The following is a 23,819-nucleotide window of genomic DNA, read 5'->3' on the forward strand; positions in this document are numbered from 1 at the left end:
CCGGGGATCACCGCCCGGCCCTGATGATCGTTTCTACGGTGTGCCACGTCACATGCATCCGACCTTCATGGCGGTAGAGATGTCAGAAGAACAAAGTCAGGGCCGTTACGAGGAGGTGCAGGCCAGCCCGGAATTCGCCGGGTTGAGGCGTGCGCTGCGCCGGTTCGTGTTCCCGGTGACCGTGGCCTTCCTGTCCTGGTACGGGCTGTACGTCGTCCTGTCGGCCTTCGCCCGTGACTTCATGGGCACGAAGGTGTTCGCCGAGGTGAACGTGGCGCTGGTCTTCGGGCTGCTCCAGTTCGCCTCGACGTTCCTGATCGCCTGGTGGTACGCCAGCTACGCCGGCCGGCGGCTCGATCCGGCCGCCGGGCGGATCCGGGCCGAGCTGGAGGAAGAGGAGTCCGCCGATGCTCGCGCGTAACCTGACGCTGGTCCTGTTCGTCGTGCTGGTCGCCGTCACGCTGGCCATCACGGTGTGGGCGAGCCGGCAGAACAAGACGGCCGCGGACTTCTACGACGGTGGCCGGTCGTTCTCCGGCTTCCAGAACGGCATGGCGATCGGCGGGGACTACATGTCGGCCGCCTCGTTCCTGGGCATCGCCGGGATGATCGCGCTGTCGGGGTACGACGGGTTTCTGTACTCGATCGGGTTCCTCGTCGCGTGGCTGGTGGCGTTGCTGCTGGTCGCGGAGCTGATGCGCAACTCCGGCCGGTACACGATGGGTGATGTCCTGGCCTTCCGGATGCGGCAGCGTCCGGTGCGGACGGCGGCCTCGGTGTCCACCATCGTGGTCTCGATCTTCTACCTGCTCGCGCAGATGGTCGGGGCAGGCTCGCTCGTCGCGCTGCTGCTGGGGATCAAGGAGGGGCAGACCTTCCTCGGGATGGGGCCGGAGACGGCGAAGGTCGTCACCATCGTGATCATCGGCGTCCTGATGATCGCGTACGTGGTGATCGGCGGGATGAAGGGCACCACCTACGTCCAGATCGTCAAGGCGTTCATGCTGATGCTGGGCGCGCTGCTGATGACGCTGCTCGTCTTCGCCGCCTTCAAGTTCAACCTGTCGGACCTGCTGTCCTCGGCCGCGCAGAAGTCGGGCAAGGGCCAGGCCTTCCTCGAACCAGGTCTGAAATACGGCCGCGAGCTGGACAGTCCACTACGGACGATGGTCAGCAAGCTGGACCTGATCTCGCTGGGCATGGCGCTGGTGCTGGGCACGGCCGGGCTCCCGCACATCCTGATCCGCTTCTACACCGTGCCGAACTCGAAAGCCGCCCGCAAGAGCGTGGTGTGGGCGATCGGCATCATCGGCACCTTCTACCTGATGACCCTGGCCCTCGGCTTCGGCGCGGCGGCCCTGGTCGGCGGCAAGGCGATCACCAGCCAGGACCCGAGCGGGAACACCGCGGCACCGCAGTTGGCCGCCGAGCTGGGCAAGAGGTACTTCGGCGGCGAGTTCGGCGGGGCGCTGATGCTGGCGATCATCGCGGCGGTGGCGTTCGCGACGATCCTGGCCGTCGTCGCCGGGCTGACCCTCGCCTCCTCGTCCTCCCTCGCCCACGACCTCTACGCCAACGTGATCAAGCGCGGGAAGTCCGACGAGCGGCAGGAGGTGAGGGTCGCCAGGGTGGCGGCCTTCGCGATCGGGGCGGTGGCGATCGTCCTGGCGGTCTTCGCCCGCAGCCTCAACGTGGCGTTCCTGGTCGCGCTGGCCTTCGCCATCGCGGCGTCCGCCAACCTGCCGGCCATCCTCTTCTCCCTGTTCTGGAAGAGGTTCAACACCCGTGGCGCGCTGTGGGGGATCTACGGCGGGCTCGTCGCGGCAGTTCTGCTGGTACTGCTGAGCCCGGTCATGTGGGGCGGCGCGTCGGACACGCAGCCGCCGGCCGCGCTGAACGAGAAGTCGGCCGCCGCCTGCGGGGTACCCGTGACCTCGAAGGCTGTCGCCAATCCGACCGCGCTGATCAGCTGCACGGCTGTCGCGCCGGTGCCGTTCCAGAACCCGGGGCTGTTGTCGATCCCGATCGGGTTCCTGTGCGCGGCTGTGGGGGCTCTCACGTCCCGTGAGCAGGACAAAGGCAAGTTCGCCGAGCTGGAGGTCCGGGCACTGACCGGGGCCAACGCTCACTGAGTACCGCAATACCGGGCAGTTGGGGATCTATTCACCATTTCTCCGGCTGCCCGGTCCATGTTGCACACAGTGTCGGCTCGGTTACCCTGGCGGGCCGCACGTACCCTGGGGACATGACCGAGCCCCGACCAACCGGCCGCGCGTCAGTCCCCTCCGGCCGGGCAGCCCGCCCGCAGCAGCAGCCCCCGGCCGACCCGTGGGACGACGTCGCGCCCGCCGCGCCGCACCGCCCTTCCGGCCGGGCAGCCGTGGGTTCCGGACGCCCGCCAGTCCAGCCGCCGCGCGGGACCGCGTACGGCAAGGGTGCTGGCAAGGGCCCGGGTAAGCGCAGGCCGCGCTGGGGCCGGATCGCCCTCGTCGTGTCCGGGGTGCTCGTGATCGCGCTGATCGCGGCAGGCTTCGGCGCCTGGTCGTACCTCAGCGGGCTCAACGACGACGTCAAGCGCACCGACGCCTTCGAGGGCCTGGTCGGCAACCGGCCGGCCAAGACGGTCGACGGCGCTTTCAACATCCTGCTGCTCGGCAGCGACTCGCGGAACCCGGACAACATCGAGGCCGACGCGCGGGCCGACACCATGATGCTGCTGCACGTGACGGCGAAGCACGACCAGGCGTACGTGATCTCGCTGCCCCGTGACCTCTGGGTGCACGTCCCGAAGAATCCGAAGGGCGGCCCGGGCAACCAGATGGCCAAGCTCAACGCGGCCTTCGCATGGGGTGGGGCGCCGCTGACGGTGGCCACTGTGGAGGGATACACCGGGGTACGTGTCGACCACGTCGCCCTGATCGACTTCGACGGGCTGCGCGCGGTGACCGACGCGCTCGGCGGCGTCGACATGTACGTCGAGCAGGACGTGACGTCGATCCACGGCTACACCAGCCACCGGAGCTGGAAGAAGGGTATGAACCACTTCTCCGGCGACGCGGCTCTCGACTACATCCGGCAGCGCAAGCAGTTCCCGGACGGGGACTTCGCCCGGATGCGGCACCAGCAGCAGTTCATCAAGGCGATGCTGGACAAGGCGGCCGACACCGGCACGCTGACCAACCCGGTGAAGCTCAAGGCCTTCCTCGACTCGGCGATCAAGGCGCTCGTCGTCGACAAGGACTTCCAGCTCATCGACATGGCCATCCAGTTCAGGGGGCTGCGGTCGAACAACCTGACCTTCATGACTAGCCCCAACGCCGGCACGGACACCGTCGATGGAGAGAGCGTCATCCTCTCGGACAAGGTCAAGGCCAAGGCTCTGTACGAAGCGGTCAACAAGGACAAAATCGCCGAGTGGGTCCAGGCTAACCCGCCCCAGAAGTGATGAAGGTCCGGTTCGTGCGGGTGGCGGGTGGGCCACGGTTGGCATAGGGTCCGAACTCGGCGCCGTTCGCGGTCCGTGACCATCAGCCCCCGCCCACAGCAGCGCGAGCCTGTGGCCAGAGCACCGAGCAGAGGAGACCGTGACGTCCGGCAAGCCAGACCTGCCCGGGGTGCACCGCCAGCGGCGCAGCCCCCTGTGGGCTCGGCTCTGCCTGGTCTTCGGCCTCGTGCTCAGCCTGGGAGCCGGCGGCACCCTTGTCGCCTTCGAGCTGGTGAAGAACAAGGTCGAGGGCTCGATCACCCAGCGTGACCTGCTCGGCCGTGGCGAACCGGAGAACCAGGCCCGCCGCGAGGTCGACGGCCCGCTCAACATCTTGCTGGCCGGCCTGGACTACCGCAAGGACGATCCCGAGAGCCAGAAGTTCCAGCGCGCCGACTCGATCATGTGGGTGCACATCCCCCGCGATCACAAGAGCGCCTACATCCTGTCCATCCCGCGCGACCTGCGGGTGGAGATCCCGGCCTTCGCCCCGTCCAAGTTCGGCGGCCGGACGGAGAAGATCAACGAGGCCTTCGGCGACGGGATGGGCAACGGCAAGGGTCGTGAGGGCGGGATGCAGCTCCTGGTCAAGACCGTCGAGCAGGTGACGGGGGCCAGGTTCGACATGGCGGGGATCATCGACTGGTACGGCTTCACCGGCATCACCGGAGAGCTGGGCGGCGTGACCATGTGCCTCGACACGCCGATCAAGTCCCACCACTCGGACTACACGTTCCCCAAGGGCTGCCAGCACTACAACGGGCACCGGGGCCTGGAGCTGGTCCGCCAGCGCTACGACGTGCCCGGCGGCGACTACGGCAGGCAGAAGCTCCAGCAGCAGTTCGTGAAGCAGATCCTGAAGCAGGCGATGGGCAAGGACGTGCTGACCAACCCTGTGAAGCTGAACGCGCTGGTCAAGACGGTCGGCGACTCGCTGGTCCTCGACAAGGGCGGCTACGAGCTCTCGGATCTGGTCTGGTCGCTGAAGGGCATCACCCCGGAGAACATCATCCCGATGCAGGTGCCGCACAAGTCGCTCAAGATCAACGGTACGGACTACGAGAGCCTGGAGCAGCCCCGGGCCAGCGAGCTGTTCAAGGCGATGGCCGACGAGCGGATCGACAGCTTCCTGGTGGCCAACACCGACCTCACGTCGAAGCTGCCCGGCTGATGGCCACCACGGACAAGGCGGGCGTGCACCGCAAGCGTAAGAGTCCACTGTGGGCCAGGATCTGCCTGATCTTCGGCATGGTGCTCACCATCGCCTCCGTCGGCACCCTGATCACCGGCCAGGTCCTGATCGACAGGTACACCGGCTCGATCGCCAGCGTCAGCGTGCTCGACGACAGCGGCAAGGAGAAGCCGAAGCGGTCGGTCAAGGGGCCGATCAACATCCTGCTGGCCGGCATCGACGCCCGTAAGGACGACACCAACCTGGTCCGCTCCGACACGGTGATGTGGGCGCACATCCCGGCCAGCCTCGACCGGGTGTACCTGCTCGCGCTGCCCCGCGACCTCCAGGTCAGCATCTCCAAGTGCTACGGCGGCAACAACCCGTGCCAGGCCAAGCTGAACGCGGCTTTCGCCTTCGGCTCCGGCGACAAGCGCGACCTGCCGGGCGGGCTCCGGCTGCTCCGGCAGACCGTGGAGTCCTTCACCGGGGTGAAGTTCGACATGGCCGGCATGATCGACTGGTACGGCTTCACCGAGATCACCGGTGAGCTCGGCGGCGTGACGATGTGCCTGGACCAGGGCTTCAAGTCCACCCAGCCCGGCCTGAAGGGTTACCAGTTCCAGGCGGGCTGCAACCACTACAACGGTCACTCGGCGCTGGCCCTCGTCCGGCAGCGCTACGACCTGCCCGGCGGCGACAACGACCGGCAGAAGCTCCAGCAGCAGTTCATCGGCCAGATCATCAAGCAGGCCACCAGCAAGGACATGCTGAAGGACCCGAAGAAGCTCGACGCGGTGATCCGCAAGGCCGGCCGGTCGCTCCAGATGGACCTCGGCGGCTTCGACTTCATTGATCTCGTCCTCGCGCTGCGCGGGATCAAGGCGACCGACATCGTGCCGCTGTCCGTGCCGCACACGCCGAAGATGATCAACGGCGAGTCCTTCGAGATCCTGACCCAGCCGCTCGGCGGGCAGATGTTCCAGGCGCTGATCGGCGGGCAGATCGACGCGTTCATCGCCGGCCACCCCGAACTGGCCTCGAAGCTGAAGGGCGTGTAGGCCCGTCCTCGGCGTTCGCCCCCGTCTGACCCTTTTCCCCGCCTAGCCTGGTACGCATGGGCAGGGTGCGTATCCCGAGGCTGAGCAGCGTGCACGCCCCGGCGTGGACCCTGTGGTGCATCGGCATCGGGGCACTGCTGATGCTGGCCAGCGCCGGCGGGCTCGTGACCGGCGGCGTGCTCCTGGAGCGGTACACCAGCAGCCTGCACCGGGCCGATCTGCTGCCAGAAGGCGTGACCCGCACCGGCGGCCAGGTCACCGGCCCGTTGAACATCCTGCTCGTCGGCTCCGACTACCGGCGCGGCCTGGAGAACGAGGCCTGGCGCTCCGACACGATCATGATCCTGCACGTGGCGCCAACCCTGGACCAGGCGTTCGTGCTGTCGATCCCGCGCGACCTCCAGGTGCAGATCCCGCGCTGCCCCGATTCGGAGAGCGGCTGCCTCGACAAGGTCAACGCTGCTTTCGCGTACGGCGGGGCCGGCCCGCCCTTCGACCAGGCCAAGGGTTACCGGCTGCTCGCGGCCACCCTGCACGACCTGACCGGCCTGCGGTTCGACGCCGCGGCCGTGATCGACTTCAGCGGCTTCGCCAAGCTGGTCGAGGCGATCGGCGGGGTCCGGCTGTGCGTGGACGTGGAGACGACCTCCATCCACACAGGAATGACGTGGCAGCCCGGCTGCCAGGTGTTCCAGGGCCACCAGGCGCTGGACTACGTGCGCCAGCGCGACTTCCCCGACGGGGACGTGACCCGGCAGCGGCACCAGCAGCAGTTCATCAAGGCGGTACTGGAGCAGGGCTTCGACTCCGGCACGCTCACCGACCCGCGCAAGCTCGACAAGGTGCTGCGCGCCGCCGGGGACTCGCTGACGGTCGACACCGCCTACGCCCCGGCCGACCTGCTCTTCGCCCTCCGGGACCTCCGCCCGTCCGGCCTGGTGATGCTCCAGCTCCCGGTCGCCTGGGACTGGATCGGCGGCGTCTCCTACGCCCTGCCCACCGAGCGGACCACCGCCATGCTGGCCGCCCTCCGGGACGGCGACCTGGCCAGTTTCACGGTGCGGAACCCCGACCTCGTCAACAGGTGAGCACCGAGTCCCTCGCGGTTTCCGGGGCGCACCGGAAACCGCGCTCCGCACCGCGCGGGACGTGCCGAGGCTGGAATAAGCTCATAGGCATGTTTGGTACCCAGATTCCCCAGGTCACCCCGGCCGAGCTCCCCGAGGGCGCGCTGCTGCTCGACGTGCGCGAGGACGACGAGTGGGCCGCCGGCCACGCCCCGGACGCCGTGCACCTGCCGATGATGGAGATCCCGGCCCGGCTCGCCGAGGTACCGAAGGAGGACCCGGTCGTGGTCATCTGCCGGGTCGGCGGCCGCTCGGCACGCGTCGTCGCGTACCTCCAGGGCCAGGGCTGGGACAACGTCGTGAACCTCGACGGCGGCATGCAGGCCTGGGCCTCGGCCGGGCGCCCGGTCGTCGACGGGAACGCCCAGCCGGGCACGGTCATCTAGTAACCGGAAAAACTGGTCACCCGCCGAGCGGGACCGGGACTTCCCTCGTCCACGACCACTTGTGGTCGTCCTTGGTCAGCGCGATCAGCGAGGCCTCGGTGATCCGCAGCTCGACCGGCTCGATCTCCAGCGCGGCCAGCCGGGTCCGGAAGGGCTCGGCCGGTCCGTCGGCGTTGACGTAGGCGACGGAGACGTGCGGCTCGAACTCCCCGGTCTCCTGGCCCGGCAGCGCGTAGAGCCGGGATTCGTCCACAACGGAGAACACGCCGGCTCTGATGGCCTCGCGGAGCTGCGTCAGAGGTTCGATCGGGCCGACGGGAATATAGACCGAATCGCTTGCGAGGATTTCCGGCTCCGTCCACACTGTCAGCGGCGGGACGTGGCTGAGTTCCTTGCGGACCGCCGCCTCGATGGCGGACATCTCCTTCTCGGTCAGCTCGTCGGTGAAGGTGATCCCCTGGATGGTCATGTGCCGCCACTGGGGCAGGATGAGGTCCAGATTGGGCAGATCCGCCAGCGCGGTCTGATAGGTGTCAATGAGCTGGTGCAGAGCCGGATGACCGGCGAAAGTGAGATAACACGAGTACAGAGCCCGGCCCGGGGACCAGCGCGGGAGTTCGGTCCAGTGATTCACCACGGTCATAACAGGCACACTAGGCCACACCCCGCGGCGTCACCGGCGGAACAGGAGGCGGAAGTTCCGCCGGGGGCCTGTTTCACTGCCCGGTATCGGGGTATTTTGTCGGAAGGTCGCCGGAGAGTACCTGGGCGGATGGGGGAGGCGTGAGCGGCTGCGTGGAGCTGGGCGAACGGGCGTCCGTCGTGGTCGTGCCGCACCATGCCCAGGCAGCTGGGATGGCCCGCCGCCGCCTGGCCGTCGAGCTCACCGGCCGGGTCGATCCCGAGACCCTGGCCGACATCACGGCGATCGTCTCCGAGCTGGTCGGCAACGCCGTCCGCCATGCCCGGCCGCTGCCGGACGGCGGCGTGCGGGTGGCCTGGCAGCTCGGGCGGGACGAGATCGAGCTGAGGGTCACCGACGGCGGCGCCGTCGAGGTGCCGCACGTCCGCCGGGTCGGCCCCGAGTCGCTGAACGGCCGGGGGCTGGGCATCGTTGCCGCCCTCGCGGACCGCTGGGGCGTGATCCGTGACGGCCTCGGCCAGTGCGTCTGGGCGCAGCTGAGGCGGGCGTAGCGGGGCTCAGGCGGCCCCGTGAGCTGCCCGGTTGGTACAACTCGGACAGCAGGACGTACCCTCTCAGGGTGAGCAAGCGTGCAAAGAAGTCCGGCGAGAAGCGCCAGAAGATCCGCGACGTCTTCGTGCCCCGGCCATTCGAGGGTCTGCCCGGCGAGGTGCAGTGGGTGGCGCTGCGGGAGCTGGTGCCCGCCGCCAGCGCCCCGCTGAAGCTCAAGCCCGAGTTCGCCGTCGAGGGCCGTGAGGTCATCCTGGCGACCGTGCTGCCGATGGCGTGGCCCGCCATGACCAAGCCCGACGGCCGGGTGTTCGTCGCGCTCCAGCGGCACGTGCAGTCCGGCGACATCAGCCGTGACATCGCCGTGGCGATCCTGCGCGGCCTCGAGACCCAGCCCGGCCAGCCCGTGTCGGTTCCCGCCCTGCCGGGTGAGGGCCCCAGGCTCCAGGACATCCTCGAAGAGGTGCCGCTGGAGGTCACGGTGCACGAAGGCTTCGAGTTCTGGCTGGATTCCGATGTGGACGACCCGGGCGTGACCGCCGGTGTCGAGCGAGCCAACGAGGCGATCTACCCGACGAAGGCGCTCGCCGCCGCCGAGGGCGCCTACTGGTGCCAGGTCGTCGAGAAGTCCCACATCCGCTGGGTGCTGGGCGGCGACGAGGACCGCGGGCTGAACGCGCTGGCCCGGCTGGCCGCCCGGCAGGAGATCCTGCTCGGCGAGGGCACGAAGTTCGCGGGCATGTTCCGCGCGCACGGCCTGCTGGTGCCGGTCTGGGACGTGCCGCTGGAGCCGCAGGCAGCCGAGTGGGAGCAGCCGCTGGCCGACTTCGTGAAGCGTTTCACGGAGGCGTACGGGTCGGATGCCGAGCTGAGCCCGGCGGAGCGCCAGGCCAAGCAGGGTCTGACCGCGCGACAGCTCACCTTGCGATAGTTCCACTTGAGATAGTTCCCATTCACTCACGTACCAAACCTCGCAACGTAAGGGTTGGATCACCTAACGTAGTGTCAAGTCCCGAACTGGCGAGGTGCGTGATGAGTGCGGTACCGATGACTGATGCCAACCTTCCCGGCCCAGGAATGTCCCTCGGCTGGCTGGAGCGTCGTCGGGCAGTCAAGGCCGAAAGGCAGTCAGCTGCTGCCCGCCAGCGCGTGATCGACCGGATCAACCGGCTCGGCCCCGACTGGCGGGTGCTGGACGCCAGGTCCTTCGGCCTGCCCGGCAGTCTCGACTTCCTGCTGTTCGGCCCGGGCGGCATCTTCACCGTGCAGGTGAAGGCGCAGGGCCGGACGCGGGTGATGGTGGCCGGGGACGTGGTGCAGATCGACGGCAAGCGGCCGCCGTTCATCGCCTCGGCCCGGAGGGACGCGAAGCTGGCGTCCACCGCCCTGACGAAGGCCACCGGCCGGCAGATCCCGGTGATCCCCATCGTGGTGTTCGTCGGCTCTGGCCAGCTGTCGATGCAGGGTCTGCCGAAGGGCTGCCTGATCGCGCACTACCGCGAGATCGACCGGATCCTGCTCTCCCGGGGCAGCTTCCTCTCGTCACGCTCCGTCGACACCCTGTACGAGGTGGCTGCCCGGCCCTCCACCTGGGCGCCACCCGCTGACGCACCCACCCTGAAGGCCGCGTAAGGCAAGGCTGCGCGCCTGCTCACCGCACCACCCAAGGCAGCAAACCCTTTCGTTGTACCGGGTTTGCTGCCTGCCTCTTTCTCTACAGCGCCTTGACCAGCTCGTAGACGGCGAAGAGCGCGAAGCCGGCGAAGAGCACGGCAGCCCCCCGCTGGATCCACTTGAGAGGGACGTAGCGGAGCACGGCGCGCCCGAGCAGTACGGCGACGGTCGCGACCCCGACGAGCGCCAGGAACGCGCCGAGGAAAACCGAGAACGGTGACTGGTACTTGGCGGCCAGCCCGGCCGTGGCCAGCTGCGAGGCGTCGCCCCACTCGGCGGCGAAGAGCACGCCGAAACTCGTGAGCACGATCCGCCACCAGGGCGCCTCGACGTGCCCGCCGTTCTCTGCCTCGTCCTCCTTCTGCATGCTCTCCCGGAACAGCAGGAACGAGCCCAGGCCGAAGAGCAGCGCGACGACGGCGAGCACGACAGCCGCAGGCAGCAGCGTGAGTACGGAGCCGGCGGTGACCGCGATGGCGCACTGCACGGCGAAGGCCGCCGACACGCCGGCCAGCACGGGGCCCGGCCGGTACCGGCTGGACAGCACGAGCGTGGCCATCAGGGTCTTGTCGGGCAGCTCGACCAGGAAGATCAGGCCAAACGTCGCCAGTAGTGCTGCATACTCCACGGCCATCACCCTAAGTGAGGAACCAGCCCAGCCGGTGCGATCGGGGTCACCGAGCGGCGGTCGCCACTGTACGGCCGTGAATCTGTACGCTTCGTTGCGTGCTGGACCTTGATCTCTTCCCGGGTGAATACGCCATCTGCCGCCTGCCCGCCGGTTCCGGTGTGCCGCAGCCCCTCGTCGACGCTGCCGCCTCCGGCAAGCCGGGCCAGGCGGTGTCGGTGACGTGGACGCCGTACGAGACGAGTGTCATGTGCCCGGCCGAGCTGGCCCCGGCAGAGGCGACCGTCGAGCCCGGCTGGCGCTGCTTCCGGGTGGTCGGCCCGGTGAACCTGACGCTGACCGGCATCGTGGCAGCCTTCTCCGTCCCGCTGGCCGAGGCCCGGGTCAACATCTTCTGCTTCTCGACCTACGACACCGACTACCTCCTGGTGAACTCGGTGCGCCTGGGCGAGGCCATCGCCGCCCTCTCGGAGGCCGGCCACCGCCTGTCGGGCGACCTGCCGTCGGAGTGACCGTGGGACCCCTCATGCTGCTATGGCGACATGAGGGGTCCCACGATCTCGGGTGGGCAGGGCGCAGAATGGGGCCGTGAAGTACGCATACCTGGGACCTGCCGGAACGTTCACCGAGGCGGCTCTGAGGACCTTTGCCGGTGACGGTGACGAGCTGGTGCCCTGCCGGAGTGTGCCGGAGGCGCTGGAGGTCGTCCGGCTCGGTACGGCGGACGCCGCGCTGGTGCCAGTGGAGAACTCGGTCGGCGGCGGCGTCGACGTGACGCTCGACGAGCTGGTGGCCGGCAGCCCGCTGGAGATCATCCGCGAGGTGCTGATCCCGGTCACGTTCGTCTTCGTCGGCGACGAGGCTCCCGACCGGGTCGGCGCGCACCCGCAGGCGAGCGCGCAGTGCCGCCGCTGGCTGGCCAAGCACCACCCGGACGCCGTTGTCGTGGACATGCTCTCGAACGCCGCCGCGGCGCTGTCCGTCCGAAGTGGAGAGATCCCGGCGGCGATCACGTCACCGATCGCGGCACAGCAGCTCGGGCTGACACCGGTGCACTCCGACATCGGGGACCAGGCGGCCACGACGCGGTTCGTGCTCGTCGCGCCGCCGGGTACCGGGCCGGGGGCCACGGGGAACGATCTGACGACGCTGGCCGTCTACATCGCGCACGACCAGGTGGGCGCGCTGCTCCAGGTGCTCACGGAGCTGGCCAGCCGTGGCGTGAACCTGACCAGGATCGAGTCGCGGCCGACGGGTGAGGCGCTGGGCCGGTACGTCTTCTTCCTGGACTGCGAGGGGCACATCAGTGACCGGCCAATCGCCGAGGCCTTCGGCGCGCTGGAACGGTTCTGTGCCAAGGTGACGTTCCTCGGCAGCTACGTGAGTGGGGGAAGATAGGCACGTGCCTGTCGAGATGAGCCGGGAACGGTTCGAGGAGCTGGTCGGTGACGCGCTGGACGCGGTGCCCGCCGAGCTCCTCAAGCTGATGAGCAACGTCGTCGTGCTGGTCGAGGACTCCGCCCCGCCCGAGGACCCGGAGCTGCTGGGCCTCTACGAGGGCCATGCGCTGACCGAGCGCGGCTGGGACTACTCCGGCGTGCTCCCCGACACCATCACGATCTACCGGCTGCCGACGCTGGCGATCTGTGAGTCCGAAGAGGACGTTGTCGAGGAAGTCTCGATCACCGTCGTGCACGAGATAGCCCACCATTTCGGGATTGACGACGAGCATCTGCACGAGTTGGGCTGGGGGTAAAGGGCCGAACGGCTGTTGTGTTGGAGTCATCGCTCAGCGTCAATTAGACGTATGTGGCGTGTGGGGCTCCTGTTGGTCGCCATCGGCAGTGTCGCCGAGCTTGCGGGCCTCCTGCTGCCCTGGGGACGGGACATGTCCCTGGCGACCCTGCTGACCTGGCCGGCCGAGGAGGCTGGCCGGGTACCCCTCGGCCTGGTCGGCGCGGTTGGCACGCTCTGCGCCGCGCTGTGGGTGCTCAGCGGACGCGGGAGCATGCCGCTGCGGCGGATGCTGGTGGGCTGCACTGGCACGGTACAACTGAGTGGTTTATTTGCGGTTTTGACCTGGCCTGATGCGCCTGGTGCCTGGACGTTCACCGCTGGGGCGGTCTGTGTGCTCGTTGGCGGGCTGTCCGCATATCGGCACGGTATCCCCAGTGCGGCTGGCAGAGCGGCCCGATAAACTCGGGCAGCATGATTGACCTGCGCCTGTTGCGCGATAACCCGGATATTGTCCGCGCGAGCCAGCGACTCCGTGGTGAGTCGGAAACGGCTGTTGACACCCTGCTCGCCGCCGACGAGTCCCGCCGCAAGGCCGTCGCGCACTTCGAGGGGCTGCGGGCCGAGCAGAAGACGCTCGGCAAGCAGGTAGCACAGGCCAAGGGCGAGGAGAAGACCGCGCTGCTGGCCCGGACCAAGGGCCTCTCGGCCGAGGTCAAGGAGGCCGACGCGGCCGTCACCGCCGCAGAGGAAGCCATGCGCGCCGCGCACCTGGCTGTGCCGAATGTCGTGGATGCCGCGCCTCCGGGTGGGGAAGACGACTATCTGGTACTCAAGGAGATCGGCGAGCTGGCCGCGGCCGGCCGCGACCACCTCGAACTGGCCGAGCTGCACCGCGCCATCGACATGGAACGGGGCGCGAAGGTCTCGGGCTCGCGGTTCTACTTCCTGACCGGCGTCGGCGCGCTCATGCAGCTCGCGCTGCTCCAGCTGGGCATGGCGCAGGCCGTGCAGTACGGCTTCACCGCCATGATCACGCCCAGCCTGGTCAAGCCCGAGTCGATGGAGGGCACCGGCTACCTCGGCTCGCACGCCAGCGAGGTCTACCACCTGCCGGCCGACGACCTCTACCTGATTGGCACGAGCGAGGTGGCCCTCGCCGCGTACCACAAGGACGAGATCCTCGACCTGGCCGAGCCGAAGCGCTACGCGGGCTGGTCGTCGTGCTACCGGCGCGAGGCCGGCAGCTACGGCAAGGACACCCGGGGCATCATCCGGGTCCACCAGTTCGACAAGGTGGAGATGTTCTCGTTCTGCCACCCCGACCAGGCGATCGAGGAGCACCAGCGGATGCTCGCCTGGGAGGAGGAGCTGCTCGGCAAGCTCGAACTCGCCTACCGCGTGATCGACGTCGCTGCCGGTGACCTCGGGTCGAGCGCCACCCGGAAGTTCGACTGCGAGGCGTGGGTGCCTTCGCAGCAGCAGTACCGCGAGGTCACCTCGACGTCGAACTGCACGACCTTCCAGGCCCGCCGGCTCAACATCCGGTACCGGGACGCCGAGGCGAAGACCGCGCCGGTCGCCACGCTCAACGGCACCCTGGCCACCACCCGGATGCTCGTGCCGATCCTCGAGCAGCACCAGCAGCCCGACGGCTCGATCCGCGTGCCGAAGGCCCTCCAGCCCTTCCTGGGCAAGGAAGTTCTCGAGGTGGCATGACACCGCGGCTGGTAGCGCTCGACCTCGACGGCACGGTGGTCCCCTACGCCCAGGACTTCGCCGTGCCGTCGGAGCGGGTGCGCAAGGCCATCGCCCGCGCGATCGACGGCGGCGCTGTCGTCACGGTCGCGACGGGCCGGGCCGTGTGGAACGCGCTGCCGACCGCGCGTGCCCTGGGGCTGGCCGGCATCGAGCTGGTCTGCTCCAACGGCGCGGTCGGCTACGACCTCGACACCGCCTCGGTGATCTTCCGGACGGTGTTCGACCCGGGACACGCCGCGCGGGTGCTGGCCGAGGCCGTGCCGGACGCCGGGTTCGCCGTCGAGTACGAGACGCAGGGTTACCTGTACACCTCGTCCTTCGTGCAGGAGTACCCGGTCGGTTTCCTGACCGAGGTCACGCTGGAGGAGATGACCGCGACGCCGACGAGCCGGATGATCTGCCGGCTGGCCGGGGACGCCGGTGGTTCACTGGCGGGCATGGCTGGCCGGCGCGCGGAGGCCGCGAGGGTCGCCGGGCTGCTGAGCGAGGCCGAGTACGGGATCGAGCTGGGCTACTCCGGCTGGATCGACGTGACAGCGCCCGGGGTCTCGAAGGCCTCCGGGCTGGCCACGCTGGCCGGTCGGCTGGGGATCGCGGCGAGCGAGTGTGCCGTGATCGGCGACGGCAGCAACGACCTGCCGATGTTCGCGTGGGCCGGGCATTCCGTGGCGATGGGCCAGGCCACCGAGACCGTGAAGGCCGCGGCGCACGAGGTCACGGGGACCGTGGCCGAGGACGGGGTCGCGATGGCGCTGGAACGCTGGTTCTAGAGGAAGCGCTGCTCCAGGTAGCTGGCCACGCCGTCGGCGTCGTTGCTGTGGGTGACGTCGTCGGCGAGGGCCATGACCTCCGGGTGCGCGTTGGCGACGGCGACGGCCCGCCCGGCCCAGGCCAGCAGCGGCCCGTCGTTCGGGGCGTCGCCGAAGGCCAGCACCTCGGAGGGCTTGACGCCGAGCGCGGAGGCGATGACCGCCAGCCCGGCCGCCTTGGTCACGCCGGGCGGGGTCAGCTCGATGAAGCCGGTGCCGGCCTCTGTCACCTCGCACAACGTCACCGGTACGACCCGGCGGGCCACGGCCAGCAGCTCGTCGGGTGACAGGCCCTGCGCGCGGAGGAAGACCTTGAGGATCGGGCCGGACAGGGCCGCCTGGCGGGCCATCGGCTTCCACGTGCCGGGGTATGGCCAGCTCGGACCGGGGTCGCCCCAGAGCGGCGACTCGGGGGCCGTGTCGGCCTCCACAGTGCAGTGCAGCTCTCCGGCCTCGGCCTCGATCAGGTCGACGGCCTTCGCGAAGACGGTGCCGTCCACAGTGATCTCGCTCAGCCAGGCCCCGGAGCCGGTGTCGATGACGTGCCCGCCCTGGGCGAGGGCGAGGAAACTGGCGCTGGGAATGTCCAGCCGGCACAGGTCGATCAGGCGCGGGCCCCGGCCGGTGACGCCGACGATCGGCATGCCGGTGGCCGCGAGGCGGCGGAGGACGTCGTGGGTCCTGGGGCTCACCGTCCCGTCGGTGCGGACCAGCGTGCCGTCCAGATCGGTCGCAACGAGCTTGGTCGTCATTGTCCGACGTTATCCGATGTGGTGACCCTGTGTTATGGGCCAGCTGGTGAAATTCCAGGGCCGGTCAGTGAACTTCCCGGCCCTGGTCACGCCGCTACAGGTACTGGCCGGTCGGGCCCTCGCCGGACTGCTGGCCCGCGCCGCTGGGGCCGGGCGGCAGGGCAGCCGGGCCGCCACGGCGCATCTGCTCGAGCTGCATCCGAGCCGCCATCTGCTGCGCGACGAGCGTGGCCTGGATGCCGTGGAACAGGCCCTCCAGCCAGCCGACCAGCTGGGCCTGCGCGATCCGCAGCTCGGCCTCTGACGGGACCTCCTCCTCGCTGAACGGCAGGGAGAGCCGCTCCAGCTCGTCACGGAGCTCGGGGGCCAGGCCGTCCTCCAGCTCCGCGATGGAACGGTGGTGGATCTCGCGGAGCCTGCGCCGGCCCGCCTCGTCGAGCGGCGCGACCCTGACCTCCTCCAGCAGCTGCTTGATCATGCTGCCGATCCGCATGACCTTGGCCGGCTGCTCGACCAGGCGGGACGGATCATGGTCGTCGTCGCCGCTCACCAGAATGATCTGCTGCTCCGGGGGCTGTGTCATGCCCTCCATCCTGCCTCACCACGGCTCAGCGGTAGGGGTCGAAGTCGGGCTGGCGTTTCTCGGCGAACGCCTGTGCCCCTTCGGCTGCCTCCTTGGTGTGGCTGAACAACTCCAGGCCGTCGAAGGCGAGATGCGACAGGCCGCCGAGGTGGTCGCTGTCGGCGTTGAAGGAGTGCTTCAGGAACCGCAGGGCCGTCGGGGAGTAGCTGGCGATCTGCCTGCCCCAGTCCTGCGCGCTGGTCAGCAGGTCCTCAGCCGGTACGACCTTGTTCACCAGTCCCCAGCTGAGCGCGGTCGGGGCGTCGATCAGTTCGAGCAGGAACCACAGCTGGCGGGCGCGCTTCTCGCCGATCACCCTGGCCAGGTACGCCGAGCCGAAGCCGGCGTCGAACGACCCGACCCGGGGACCGGACTGGCCGAATCGGGCGTGTTCGGCAGCAATCGTCAGATCACACAACACATGGAGCACGTGCCCGCCGCCGACCGCGACCCCGTTGACGGCGGCGATGACGGGCTTGGGGATGTCGCGGATCATCCGGTGCAGCCGCTCGATCTCGAACGTGCCCCACTCGGTCTCACCGTAGCCGCCGGTCTCCGCCCGTTCCTTGACGTCGCCGCCGGCGCAGAAGGCCCGGTCACCGGCGCCGGTCAGGATCACGCAGGCCACCTCGCGGCTGGCCCACGCGGTCTTGAAAGCGTGGATGAGCTCGTCGACCGTCCGGCCACGGAAGGAGTTCATCCGCTCGGGCCGGTTGATCGTGATCGTCGCGACCCGGTCGGTGACCGTGTAGCGGATATCGGTGTAGTCAACGGTCGTCACGGAGACACGATAACGCCCGGGGCGCCGCGCGGGGTCCGGCGTTAGCATCGGCGGGTGGATCCTCGCGACGTACTCGAACGCCCAGCCCCGCCAGCCGACGAGACCCGGCGCTACGGCGAGCACCCCGACCAGGTGATCGACTTCCGGGGCGCCGGCCCGCTGGTCGTGTTCGTGCACGGCGGGTTCTGGCGGCCGGAGTACGACCGGGCGCACGCGGGGCCGCTGTCCGCCGGGCTGGCCGAGGCGGGCTTCACGGTCGCGACGATCGAGTACCGCCGGACGGGCTGGGAGGGGTCCTCGGCCGACGTGCGGGCGGCTCTCGCCTCGCTGGACGAGCCGCGTGTAGTGATCGGGCACTCGGCGGGCGGGCACCTGGCGTTGCTGTTCAGCCCCGTCCCGGTACTCGCGCTGGCTCCGGTGACCGACCTGCCCCGCGCGTACGAGCTCGACCTCGACGGCGGGGCCGTGCGCGACTTCCTCGGCGGCTCCCCGGCCGGCCTGCCGGACGTGTACGCCGCAGCCGAGCCCAGCCGCCCCGCCACCCTCATCCACGGCACCCTGGACGAGCAGGTACCCGTGGAGCTGTCCAGGGCCTACGCGGCCCGGACCGGCTCCCGCCTCGTGGAACTTCCGGACACCGAGCACTTCGGACTGATCGACCCGCTGTCGGCGGCGTGGCCGTCGGTGTTGTCGGAGCTGCGTGCGCTGCTGTGACACTGGGGGCATGGAGTTCCTCTGTTACCACCGTGACCGGCCCGGCTCGCTGGCCCTCCGCCAGGCGCTGATCGAGGCGCACTGGTCCTACATGGACCAGTTCGAGGCGGAGCTGATCGCGCGCGGCCCGACGTTCACCGACGACGAGCTGCCGACCGGCAGCGTGCACATCGTGGACCTGCCGGACGTGGCCGCCGTCCGGGCGTTCGCGTTCGACGAACCCAACTACCAGGCGGGTGCCTACCGCGATGTGCTGATCCGCCGCTGGCGCAACCTGCTGGGCCGGACGATGTGGGAGTACCCGGGTGGCCGTGAGGGCGGCAGCCGGTACCTGGTGCTCGGCTTCGGGGCAGGTCAGGCGGCCGATCTCGACGTGCCGGCCGACCCGTCCGGTGACCTGGTCGCCTACGGCCCGCTGCTTTCCGACGACGCCGCGACGTGGCTCGGCACGGCCGTCCTGCTCCGAGCGGCCGGCCCGGAGGCGGCCCGTGCGGTGCTGACGGCCGAGCGGTACGACGCGATCGAGGTGCACAACTGGGAGTTCGGCGGCCGCCGCTGAAGCCAGGCGACCTTCACGCTGATTTCGCCGACCCTGGCGACAATGTCCACCTGCCCGCCCAGGGCCACGACGTAGGCGCGTAGCGTCTCGACGCTCTCGAACTGGCCGTTCTCGATCTGGCTGATCCTCGACTGGGACAGTCCTGCCGTGGCGGCCAGCTCGGTCTGGGTGAGGCCGACCTGCTTGCGGAGTTCGGCGAGCTGGTGACCCCGGACCCTCGCGGCCATCTCCCCGCCGTACTGCTCACGCCGTGCGACGCGCTCGGGGGCGTCGTGGCCGGGATCGAGCTCGCGGGCCTTGGCCTGCTCCTCGATCAGGTCTGCGGCTTCCGCAGACGTGGAGATCAGTTTTCCCCGTACGTACCGCCGACCCGGCCGGCACTGCTGGGTATGCCGGGTTCTTGACGGGCGTGAAAAATGCGTGGCATGCTCAGGCCCGTGAAGGCCCCCACCGCGGCCCCAGGGGCCACGCCCCCTGACGCAGGCCAGGCCCCGTCCGAGCTGTTGCCGCTGCTCTGGGCGGCGCGGTCGGTCGCCGTGATCGGGGCTTCGTCCAAGCCGGGCTCGCTGGGCAGGCTGCCGGTCGAGTACCTCCTACGATACGGATACTCCGGGCAGATCCTGCCGATCAACCCCAAGGCGGGCGAGGTCTGCGGGCTGCCCGCCTATCCCGAGCTGCCGCACCGGGTCGACCTCGCTCTGATCATGGTGGGGGCCGAGCACGCCCCTGCTGCTGTCGAGCAGTGCGCGCGCCACCAGGTACCGGTGGCGATCGTCGGAGCCTCGGGCTTCGCGGAGGCCGGGCAGCCGGAGTTGCAGGCTGAGCTGCTGGCCAGGGCCGGCACGAAGACCCGGCTCCTCGGGCCGAACTGCATCGGTGCCGCGAACCTCCACACCGGACTGGTCGCGAGTTTCAGCCCGTGGTTCGGCGGGGCGCAGACCACGCTCGGTAAGCCCGGCGGGCTCGCGCTGGTCAGCCAGAGCGGCGCGCTCGGCTTCGGCGCGGCGAGCCTGGCCGTAGAGCGCGGCCTGCCCCTCGGCTGGGTCGTGACGACCGGCAACGAGGCTGACGTGACGGCCCTGGAGGTCCTGGCGGGGCTCGCAGCCGAACCGGAGTGCACGGCACTGCTTGGTTATGTCGAGTCGCTTTCGGATGGGCCGGCGCTGCGGAAGCTCGCGTCGTACGGCAAGCCGGTGACGTTGCTGGTCGCGGGCCGGTCCGTCGCGGGGCGGAAGGCGGCGGCTTCGCACACGGGTGCGCTGGCGACCGATGACCGGGTGGCGACGGCTGTTCTCCGCCAGCTTGGCATCAAGCGGGTGTCCGATGTGGACGCGCTGTTGGATGCCGGTGAGATCGTGCGGACGGGGCGCCGGATCGCGGTTGTCACGACGTCCGGTGGTTCCGGGATTCTGGCTGCCGACGCGATCGAGGAGCACGGCCTCGAACTTGCCGCCTTCACGCCCGAGACCCAGGCGACGCTGGATGCGATCGTCCCGGCCTTCGGCAGCGCGGCCAATCCCGTCGACGTCACGGCCACGGTCATGCGCGACCAGACGCTGGTGTCCCGCTGCCTCCAGGCCATCGACGCGGATCCAGGCGTGGATGCGATCCTGCTCTGCTTCTGTGTACTGACGGGCGAGGACGTCGACGGCATCGTCGAGTCGGTCTCCACCCTCACGAAGCCCGTGGTCGTGGCCCGCACCGGGGCTGAGCACCTGGCGCCGGAGGCGGCGAGGGTACTCAAGGACCAGGGCGTTCCTTGTTTTGCGACTCCGGCGAGGGCGATCGCCGCGATGGCCCGGCCGGTGCCGGACGCAGCCGGGGCGGAGACCAAGGCCGCGGAAGGTGATGTGCCTGCGGAGCCGCCGTCCGAGCAGGAGCTGAAGCGGATTCTGGGGCTCCCGGTTCCGTATGGGCGGTTCCTGGAGGGGCCGGAGGACTTCCCGTTCGAGGGGAAGGCCGTCTACAAGGCTGTCGCGCCGGGCCTCGTGCACAAGACGGAGGCCGGGGGAGTCCTGCTCGGGGTCACGCGGCCGGGTGCTGGTACGGCGTACAAGAAAATCAAAGCCATCGGTCAGGTGTGGGCAGAGGAGCAGGTGGAAGGCGGGGTGGAAATGCTGGTCGGCATCACGCCCAGCCCTCTCGGCCGGCTGCTCACGATCGGGGCCGGCGGGACGCTCGCCGAGCTGCTGGGTGATGTGGCTGTGCGGCTGCTGCCGGTCGCTGATGTCGAGGCCATGCTGGGCGAGCTGAAGATCGAGAAGCTGCTGAAGGGGTGGCGCGGCGCGCCGGCCTGCGACATTCCCGCTTTCGTCTCCGTGGTCCGCCAGCTCGTCGAGCGGACGGCGAACTGGCCCGCTGACTGGGCGATCGAGCTGAATCCCGTCCTGGTCCGGCCGTCCGGAGCCGTGGTCCTGGACGCCGCCTGTGTGAGGGAAGAGGTCTGACGTGGACGTTGGCACGCTCGTGGCCAGGGCTGCCGCCCGGTACGGCGATCGGATCGCCCTGGACGGCCCGCAGGGCAGGCAGACGTTCGCCGAGCTGGGGGACAGGGTGACCCGGCTGGCGCGCGGCCTGCTCGGCCTGGGCCTCAAGCCGGGCGACCGGGTGCTCGACCTCCAGCCCAACCAGAACACCTACGTCGAGACGGACCTGGCGCTCGCCACCGCCGGGCTGGTCCGCGTGGCGCTCAACTACCGGCTGCACCGCGACGACTGGGCGCGGATCGCCGAGGACTCCGGCGCGGTGGCGATCATCCGGGACGAGCGCTACGACCCGGGCCTCGACCTGCCGTACGAGATCGTGATCGGCCGCGACTACGAGCAGATCATGACCCCGGGGGCCGTCGAGGCACACCACGACCTGGTCAGCCTCAACTACACGTCCGGGACGACCGGCCGCCCGAAGGGTGTCCGGCGGACCCACCGGAACCGGTACGCGAGCCTGATGAACATGACCTACGACGTGCTGGGCGGCCCGCCCGGCCCGTCCGACGTGTACCTGCACGCCGGCCCGATCACCCACACGTCAGGGCTTTTCGTGCTGCCGTTCCTGGCGGCCGGGTCGACGCAGGTGATCCTGCCGTCCTTCACCGCGGACGGCGTGATTGAGGCGGTGAAGGAGAAGGGCGTCACGCACACCGCGCTCGTGCCGACGATGGTCGCCCGGCTGCTCGCGGCCGGGGCGAGCCTGGCGGAGTTGAAGATGCTCGCGTACGCCGGCGCGCCGATGCCACCCGAGCAGATCCGGCAGGCGCTCACGCACCTCACCCCGAACCTCGTCCAGTACTACGGCCTGGTCGAGGCGATCCCCCCGGTGACGGTGCTCGACGCGGCCGACCACCAGGTACCGGAGCTGCTGACCAGCGCTGGCCGCCCGGCCATCGGCTGCGAACTGCGGATCGTGGACGGCGACGGCCGGACACTGCCCGACGGCGAGATCGGCGAGGTGCTGACCCGGGGCGAGCACGTGATGGGCGGGTACTGGGGCGAGGCCGGCGACACCCACAAGGTCGTCCGCGACGGCTGGCTACACACCGGCGACCTCGGCCGGATCGCCGACGGCAGGCTGTGGCTGGTCGACCGCAAGGGCGACATGATCATCACGGGCGGGTACAACGTGTACCCGAGCGAGGTCGAGAACGTGATCGCCGAGGTGGCAGGGGTTGCCGAGGTCGCCGTGATCGGTGTGCCGGACGCCGACTGGGGGCAGCGGATCGTCGCCCTGTACACGGGCACCGCCGAGCCGTCTGCCGTCGAGGAGCACTGCCGGGCGCGGATGGCGTCGTACAAGAAACCCAAGCAGGTGATCCGGCGGACCGAGTTCCCGCTCAACTCCACCGGCAAGATCGCCAAGAACGTGCTGCGAGCCGAATATGGCGCCTGAGCAGGCCGGCGAGTTCCCGTACACCCGGGGCATCGCCGCGGAACCGAAGCCCTGGATCATGGGGCAGTACGCCGGGTTCGGTACCCCGGCCCAGTCCAACGAGCGGTTCCGGCGTCTGCTCGCCGAGGGCGTGACCGGCTTCTCCGTCGCGCTCGACCTGCCGACGCAGCTCGGCATCGACTCCGACGATCCGCGCGCGGCCGGCGAGGTCGGCAGGGTGGGCGTCGCGATCGATTCGCTCGCCGACATCGAGATCCTGATGTCCGGCATCCCCCTGGAGAAGATCAGCCAGGTCAGGACAACCGCCAATTCCATCGGGTACCTGTGGACAGCGCTGTTCACAGCCCTCGCGGAGAACCGTGGCGTCCATCCGGACGAGTTCGGGCTGTTCATCCAGAACGACGTGCTCAAGGAGTTCATCGCCCGGGGTACCCAGATCTTCCCGCCCGGCCCCTCGCTCAAGCTCGCCGTCGACACGATCGAGCACTGCGTCCGGCACACGCCCCGCTGGGTACCGCTGGCGATGTCCGGCTACCACATCCGTGAGGCCGGCTCCGACGCCGCGCAGGAGATCGGCTACACCTTCGCCAACGCCATCGCGTACCTCGACGAGTGCGTCCGCCGTGGACTGTCCGTCGACGCCGTCGCCCCGACCCTGTTCACGTTCCTGTCCGTCAACATGGACGTGCTGGGCGAGATCGCCAAGCTCCGCGCCGCCCGCCGCGTCTGGGCCACCCTGGTCAGGGAACGCTACGGCACCAAGGATCCGCGCAGCGAACAGCTCCGCATCTTCGCCTTCACGGCCGGCAGTTCCCTGACAGCCCAGCAGCCGCTCAACAACGTCGTCCGGGCCACGGCCGAGATGATCGCGGCGGCGCTCGGCGGCATCCAGACCATGCACGTGTCGGCCTATGACGAGGCGCTCGGCGTGCCGACCGAGGCCGCGGCGACGCTCGCACTGCGTACCCAGCAGATCGTGGCCTTCGAGACCGGCCTCGGCGACGTGGTCGACCCGCTGGGCGGGGCACCGTACATCGAGGCCCGGACGGACGCGATGGAACGCGAGATCCGCGACGTCATGGCAGCGGTCGCCGAGCGGGGCGGGGCGCTGGCGTGCATCGAGTCCGGGTACCTGGTCGGCGAGCTGTCCGAGGCCGCCTACCGCCAGGCCCAGGCCGTCGAGTCCGGCACCAAACCCGTTGTCGGCGTCAACCTGTACCCGTCAGCGACCGGCTCCCTCGATGTGTTCACAGTGGACCCTTCGGTCGAGGCCGCACAGGTCACCTCCGTGCGCGCGCTGAAGGCCAAGCGCGGCCCGATCGACGCCGTACTGGCCGACGTCCGGGCAGCAGCCGTTGCCGGCGACAACGTCATCCCAGCGTGCACGGCCGCCGTCCGCGCGTACGCCACGATCGGCGAGATCGTCACGGAACTCCGCAAGGTCTACGGCAACTGGCAGGCGACAGGAATCTTCTGACC

General features: G+C 69.5%; 24 protein-coding genes and 2 pseudogenes. 20 read left to right on the forward strand and 6 right to left on the reverse strand.

The annotated features are described in order from the left end of the window. Positions 1-67: 67 nt before the first annotated feature. From A3G1_RS0108875 to A3G1_RS0108905, 7 genes and pseudogenes are all read left to right on the forward strand, one after another. A complete protein-coding gene (locus A3G1_RS0108875; protein ID WP_040477945.1) occupies positions 68-421 on the forward strand; it encodes a DUF485 domain-containing protein in 354 nt (117 codons plus the stop codon). Then, positions 408-1,862, forward strand: a pseudogene (locus tag A3G1_RS0108880) (solute symporter family protein); the annotation flags it as partial. The gene A3G1_RS0108875 and the pseudogene A3G1_RS0108880, both read left to right, overlap by 14 nt. Positions 1,863-2,245: 383 nt before the next feature. Then, positions 2,246-3,445, forward strand: coding sequence for an LCP family glycopolymer transferase (locus tag A3G1_RS0108885; RefSeq protein WP_083936820.1), 1,200 nt, complete (start codon positions 2,246-2,248; stop codon positions 3,443-3,445). A 139-nt stretch (positions 3,446-3,584) separates the two neighbouring features. Further along, on the forward strand, positions 3,585-4,655 hold the full coding sequence (locus A3G1_RS0108890) for an LCP family protein (protein WP_018349127.1): 1,071 nt from the start codon (positions 3,585-3,587) through the stop codon (positions 4,653-4,655). Further along, a complete protein-coding gene (locus tag A3G1_RS33945) occupies positions 4,655-5,716 on the forward strand; it encodes an LCP family protein (RefSeq protein WP_018349128.1) in 1,062 nt (353 codons plus the stop codon). Before A3G1_RS0108890 ends, A3G1_RS33945 begins: the two co-directional genes overlap by 1 nt. A gap of 56 nt (positions 5,717-5,772) precedes the next feature. After that, complete coding sequence (locus A3G1_RS0108900; RefSeq protein WP_018349129.1) at positions 5,773-6,804, forward strand: LCP family protein; 1,032 nt, start codon at positions 5,773-5,775, stop codon at positions 6,802-6,804. A gap of 89 nt (positions 6,805-6,893) precedes the next feature. Next, on the forward strand, positions 6,894-7,229 hold the full coding sequence (locus A3G1_RS0108905; RefSeq protein WP_018349130.1) for a rhodanese-like domain-containing protein: 336 nt from the start codon (positions 6,894-6,896) through the stop codon (positions 7,227-7,229). Between the two features lie 16 nt (positions 7,230-7,245). Here the strand turns inward: A3G1_RS0108905 and A3G1_RS0108910 are convergent, their stop codons facing one another. After that, positions 7,246-7,872 (reverse strand): 2'-5' RNA ligase family protein, encoded by a 627-nt coding sequence (locus tag A3G1_RS0108910; RefSeq protein ID WP_018349131.1) that lies wholly within the window; start codon positions 7,870-7,872, stop codon positions 7,246-7,248. A 140-nt stretch (positions 7,873-8,012) separates the two neighbouring features. On the opposite strand from A3G1_RS0108910, the gene A3G1_RS0108915 reads away from it, so the two are divergent. The 3 genes from A3G1_RS0108915 (at position 8,013) to A3G1_RS33950 (ending at position 10,053) form a co-directional block, all read left to right on the forward strand. Then, positions 8,013-8,423 (forward strand): ATP-binding protein, encoded by a 411-nt coding sequence (locus A3G1_RS0108915; RefSeq protein ID WP_018349132.1) that lies wholly within the window; start codon positions 8,013-8,015, stop codon positions 8,421-8,423. Between the two features lie 68 nt (positions 8,424-8,491). After that, positions 8,492-9,352: a DUF5926 family protein gene (locus A3G1_RS0108920; protein ID WP_018349133.1), complete on the forward strand. Its 861-nt coding sequence runs from the start codon at positions 8,492-8,494 to the stop codon at positions 9,350-9,352. A 116-nt stretch (positions 9,353-9,468) separates the two neighbouring features. Continuing rightward, a complete protein-coding gene (locus A3G1_RS33950; RefSeq protein WP_157641013.1) occupies positions 9,469-10,053 on the forward strand; it encodes a nuclease-related domain-containing protein in 585 nt (194 codons plus the stop codon). An 82-nt stretch (positions 10,054-10,135) separates the two neighbouring features. Here A3G1_RS33950 and A3G1_RS0108930 read toward each other — a convergent pair whose 3' ends face one another. Beyond that, complete coding sequence (locus A3G1_RS0108930; protein WP_018349135.1) at positions 10,136-10,729, reverse strand: TMEM165/GDT1 family protein; 594 nt, start codon at positions 10,727-10,729, stop codon at positions 10,136-10,138. A gap of 92 nt (positions 10,730-10,821) precedes the next feature. Here A3G1_RS0108930 and A3G1_RS0108935 point away from each other — a divergent pair, with 92 nt between their 5' ends. The 5 genes from A3G1_RS0108935 to A3G1_RS0108960 all read left to right on the forward strand — a co-directional run bounded on the left by A3G1_RS0108935 (position 10,822) and on the right by A3G1_RS0108960 (position 14,988). Next, a complete protein-coding gene (locus A3G1_RS0108935) occupies positions 10,822-11,235 on the forward strand; it encodes an ACT domain-containing protein (RefSeq protein WP_018349136.1) in 414 nt (137 codons plus the stop codon). A gap of 76 nt (positions 11,236-11,311) precedes the next feature. Then, positions 11,312-12,121 (forward strand): prephenate dehydratase, encoded by an 810-nt coding sequence (gene pheA / locus A3G1_RS0108940; protein ID WP_157641014.1) that lies wholly within the window; start codon positions 11,312-11,314, stop codon positions 12,119-12,121. Between the two features lie 16 nt (positions 12,122-12,137). Further along, a complete protein-coding gene (locus tag A3G1_RS0108945; RefSeq protein ID WP_040477892.1) occupies positions 12,138-12,479 on the forward strand; it encodes a metallopeptidase family protein in 342 nt (113 codons plus the stop codon). 452 nt (positions 12,480-12,931) lie between these two features. Further along, on the forward strand, positions 12,932-14,176 hold the full coding sequence (gene serS / locus A3G1_RS0108955) for a serine--tRNA ligase (RefSeq protein ID WP_026211951.1): 1,245 nt from the start codon (positions 12,932-12,934) through the stop codon (positions 14,174-14,176). Beyond that, positions 14,173-14,988: an HAD family hydrolase gene (locus A3G1_RS0108960; RefSeq protein ID WP_018349141.1), complete on the forward strand. Its 816-nt coding sequence runs from the start codon at positions 14,173-14,175 to the stop codon at positions 14,986-14,988. The genes serS and A3G1_RS0108960 overlap by 4 nt, the downstream gene beginning before the upstream one ends. Here A3G1_RS0108960 and A3G1_RS0108965 read toward each other — a convergent pair. From A3G1_RS0108965 to A3G1_RS0108975, 3 genes are all read right to left on the reverse strand, one after another. Continuing rightward, entirely contained in the window at positions 14,985-15,779 is a 795-nt protein-coding gene (locus tag A3G1_RS0108965; protein WP_018349142.1) for an HAD family hydrolase, read from the reverse strand. The two genes, A3G1_RS0108960 and A3G1_RS0108965, sit on opposite strands and share 4 nt — an antisense overlap. Positions 15,780-15,873: 94 nt before the next feature. Further along, entirely contained in the window at positions 15,874-16,362 is a 489-nt protein-coding gene (locus A3G1_RS33955; protein ID WP_018349143.1) for a bacterial proteasome activator family protein, read from the reverse strand. Positions 16,363-16,387: 25 nt separating this feature from the next. After that, a complete protein-coding gene (locus A3G1_RS0108975; RefSeq protein WP_018349144.1) occupies positions 16,388-17,182 on the reverse strand; it encodes an enoyl-CoA hydratase-related protein in 795 nt (264 codons plus the stop codon). A gap of 54 nt (positions 17,183-17,236) precedes the next feature. Here A3G1_RS0108975 and A3G1_RS0108980 point away from each other — a divergent pair, with 54 nt between their 5' ends. Both A3G1_RS0108980 and A3G1_RS0108985 read left to right on the forward strand, forming a co-directional pair. Beyond that, entirely contained in the window at positions 17,237-17,896 is a 660-nt protein-coding gene (locus tag A3G1_RS0108980) for an alpha/beta fold hydrolase (protein ID WP_018349145.1), read from the forward strand. A 10-nt stretch (positions 17,897-17,906) separates the two neighbouring features. Beyond that, positions 17,907-18,455, forward strand: coding sequence for a YciI family protein (locus A3G1_RS0108985; RefSeq protein WP_018349146.1), 549 nt, complete (start codon positions 17,907-17,909; stop codon positions 18,453-18,455). 47 nt (positions 18,456-18,502) lie between these two features. Here A3G1_RS0108985 and A3G1_RS41700 read toward each other — a convergent pair. Continuing rightward, positions 18,503-18,682, reverse strand: a pseudogene (locus A3G1_RS41700) (helix-turn-helix domain-containing protein); the annotation flags it as partial. Positions 18,683-18,892: 210 nt separating this feature from the next. On the opposite strand from A3G1_RS41700, the gene A3G1_RS33965 reads away from it, so the two are divergent. Genes A3G1_RS33965 through A3G1_RS0109005 form a run of 3 tightly spaced genes read left to right on the forward strand, consistent with a single transcriptional unit; the run spans position 18,893 to position 23,817 of the window. Further along, a complete protein-coding gene (locus A3G1_RS33965) occupies positions 18,893-20,902 on the forward strand; it encodes an acetate--CoA ligase family protein (RefSeq protein ID WP_211216262.1) in 2,010 nt (669 codons plus the stop codon). Position 20,903: 1 nt separating this feature from the next. After that, the gene (locus A3G1_RS0109000; protein WP_018349148.1) at positions 20,904-22,340 is read left to right on the forward strand and encodes a class I adenylate-forming enzyme family protein; all 1,437 of its coding nucleotides are present in this window, start codon (positions 20,904-20,906) and stop codon (positions 22,338-22,340) included. Beyond that, entirely contained in the window at positions 22,330-23,817 is a 1,488-nt protein-coding gene (locus A3G1_RS0109005; protein WP_018349149.1) for an acyl-CoA mutase large subunit family protein, read from the forward strand. The genes A3G1_RS0109000 and A3G1_RS0109005 overlap by 11 nt, the downstream gene beginning before the upstream one ends. Positions 23,818-23,819: the final 2 nt, after the last annotated feature.

The organism is Longispora albida DSM 44784, assembly GCF_000379825.1.
GTDB lineage: Bacteria > Actinomycetota > Actinomycetes > Mycobacteriales > Micromonosporaceae > Longispora > Longispora albida.

Bases quoted from the DNA above. Each gene is read 5' to 3' on its own strand.
- A3G1_RS0108960 (WP_018349141.1), top strand. From the start codon at position 14,173: ATGACACCGCGGCTGGTAGCGCTCGACCTCGACGGCACGGTGGTCCCC.
- A3G1_RS0108985 (WP_018349146.1), top strand. From the start codon at position 17,907: ATGGAGTTCCTCTGTTACCACCGTGACCGGCCCGGCTCGCTGGCCCTC.
- serS (WP_026211951.1), top strand. From the start codon at position 12,932: ATGATTGACCTGCGCCTGTTGCGCGATAACCCGGATATTGTCCGCGCG.
- A3G1_RS0108875 (WP_040477945.1), top strand. From the start codon at position 68: ATGGCGGTAGAGATGTCAGAAGAACAAAGTCAGGGCCGTTACGAGGAG.
- A3G1_RS33950 (WP_157641013.1), top strand. From the start codon at position 9,469: ATGACTGATGCCAACCTTCCCGGCCCAGGAATGTCCCTCGGCTGGCTG.
- A3G1_RS0108945 (WP_040477892.1), top strand. From the start codon at position 12,138: ATGAGCCGGGAACGGTTCGAGGAGCTGGTCGGTGACGCGCTGGACGCG.
- A3G1_RS0108885 (WP_083936820.1), top strand. From the start codon at position 2,246: ATGACCGAGCCCCGACCAACCGGCCGCGCGTCAGTCCCCTCCGGCCGG.
- A3G1_RS33945 (WP_018349128.1), top strand. From the start codon at position 4,655: ATGGCCACCACGGACAAGGCGGGCGTGCACCGCAAGCGTAAGAGTCCA.
- A3G1_RS0108965 (WP_018349142.1), bottom strand. From the start codon at position 15,779: ATGACGACCAAGCTCGTTGCGACCGATCTGGACGGCACGCTGGTCCGC.
- A3G1_RS0108910 (WP_018349131.1), bottom strand. From the start codon at position 7,872: ATGACCGTGGTGAATCACTGGACCGAACTCCCGCGCTGGTCCCCGGGC.
- A3G1_RS33955 (WP_018349143.1), bottom strand. From the start codon at position 16,362: ATGACACAGCCCCCGGAGCAGCAGATCATTCTGGTGAGCGGCGACGAC.
- A3G1_RS0108900 (WP_018349129.1), top strand. From the start codon at position 5,773: ATGGGCAGGGTGCGTATCCCGAGGCTGAGCAGCGTGCACGCCCCGGCG.
- A3G1_RS0108930 (WP_018349135.1), bottom strand. From the start codon at position 10,729: ATGGCCGTGGAGTATGCAGCACTACTGGCGACGTTTGGCCTGATCTTC.
- A3G1_RS0108905 (WP_018349130.1), top strand. From the start codon at position 6,894: ATGTTTGGTACCCAGATTCCCCAGGTCACCCCGGCCGAGCTCCCCGAG.
- A3G1_RS0109005 (WP_018349149.1), top strand. From the start codon at position 22,330: ATGGCGCCTGAGCAGGCCGGCGAGTTCCCGTACACCCGGGGCATCGCC.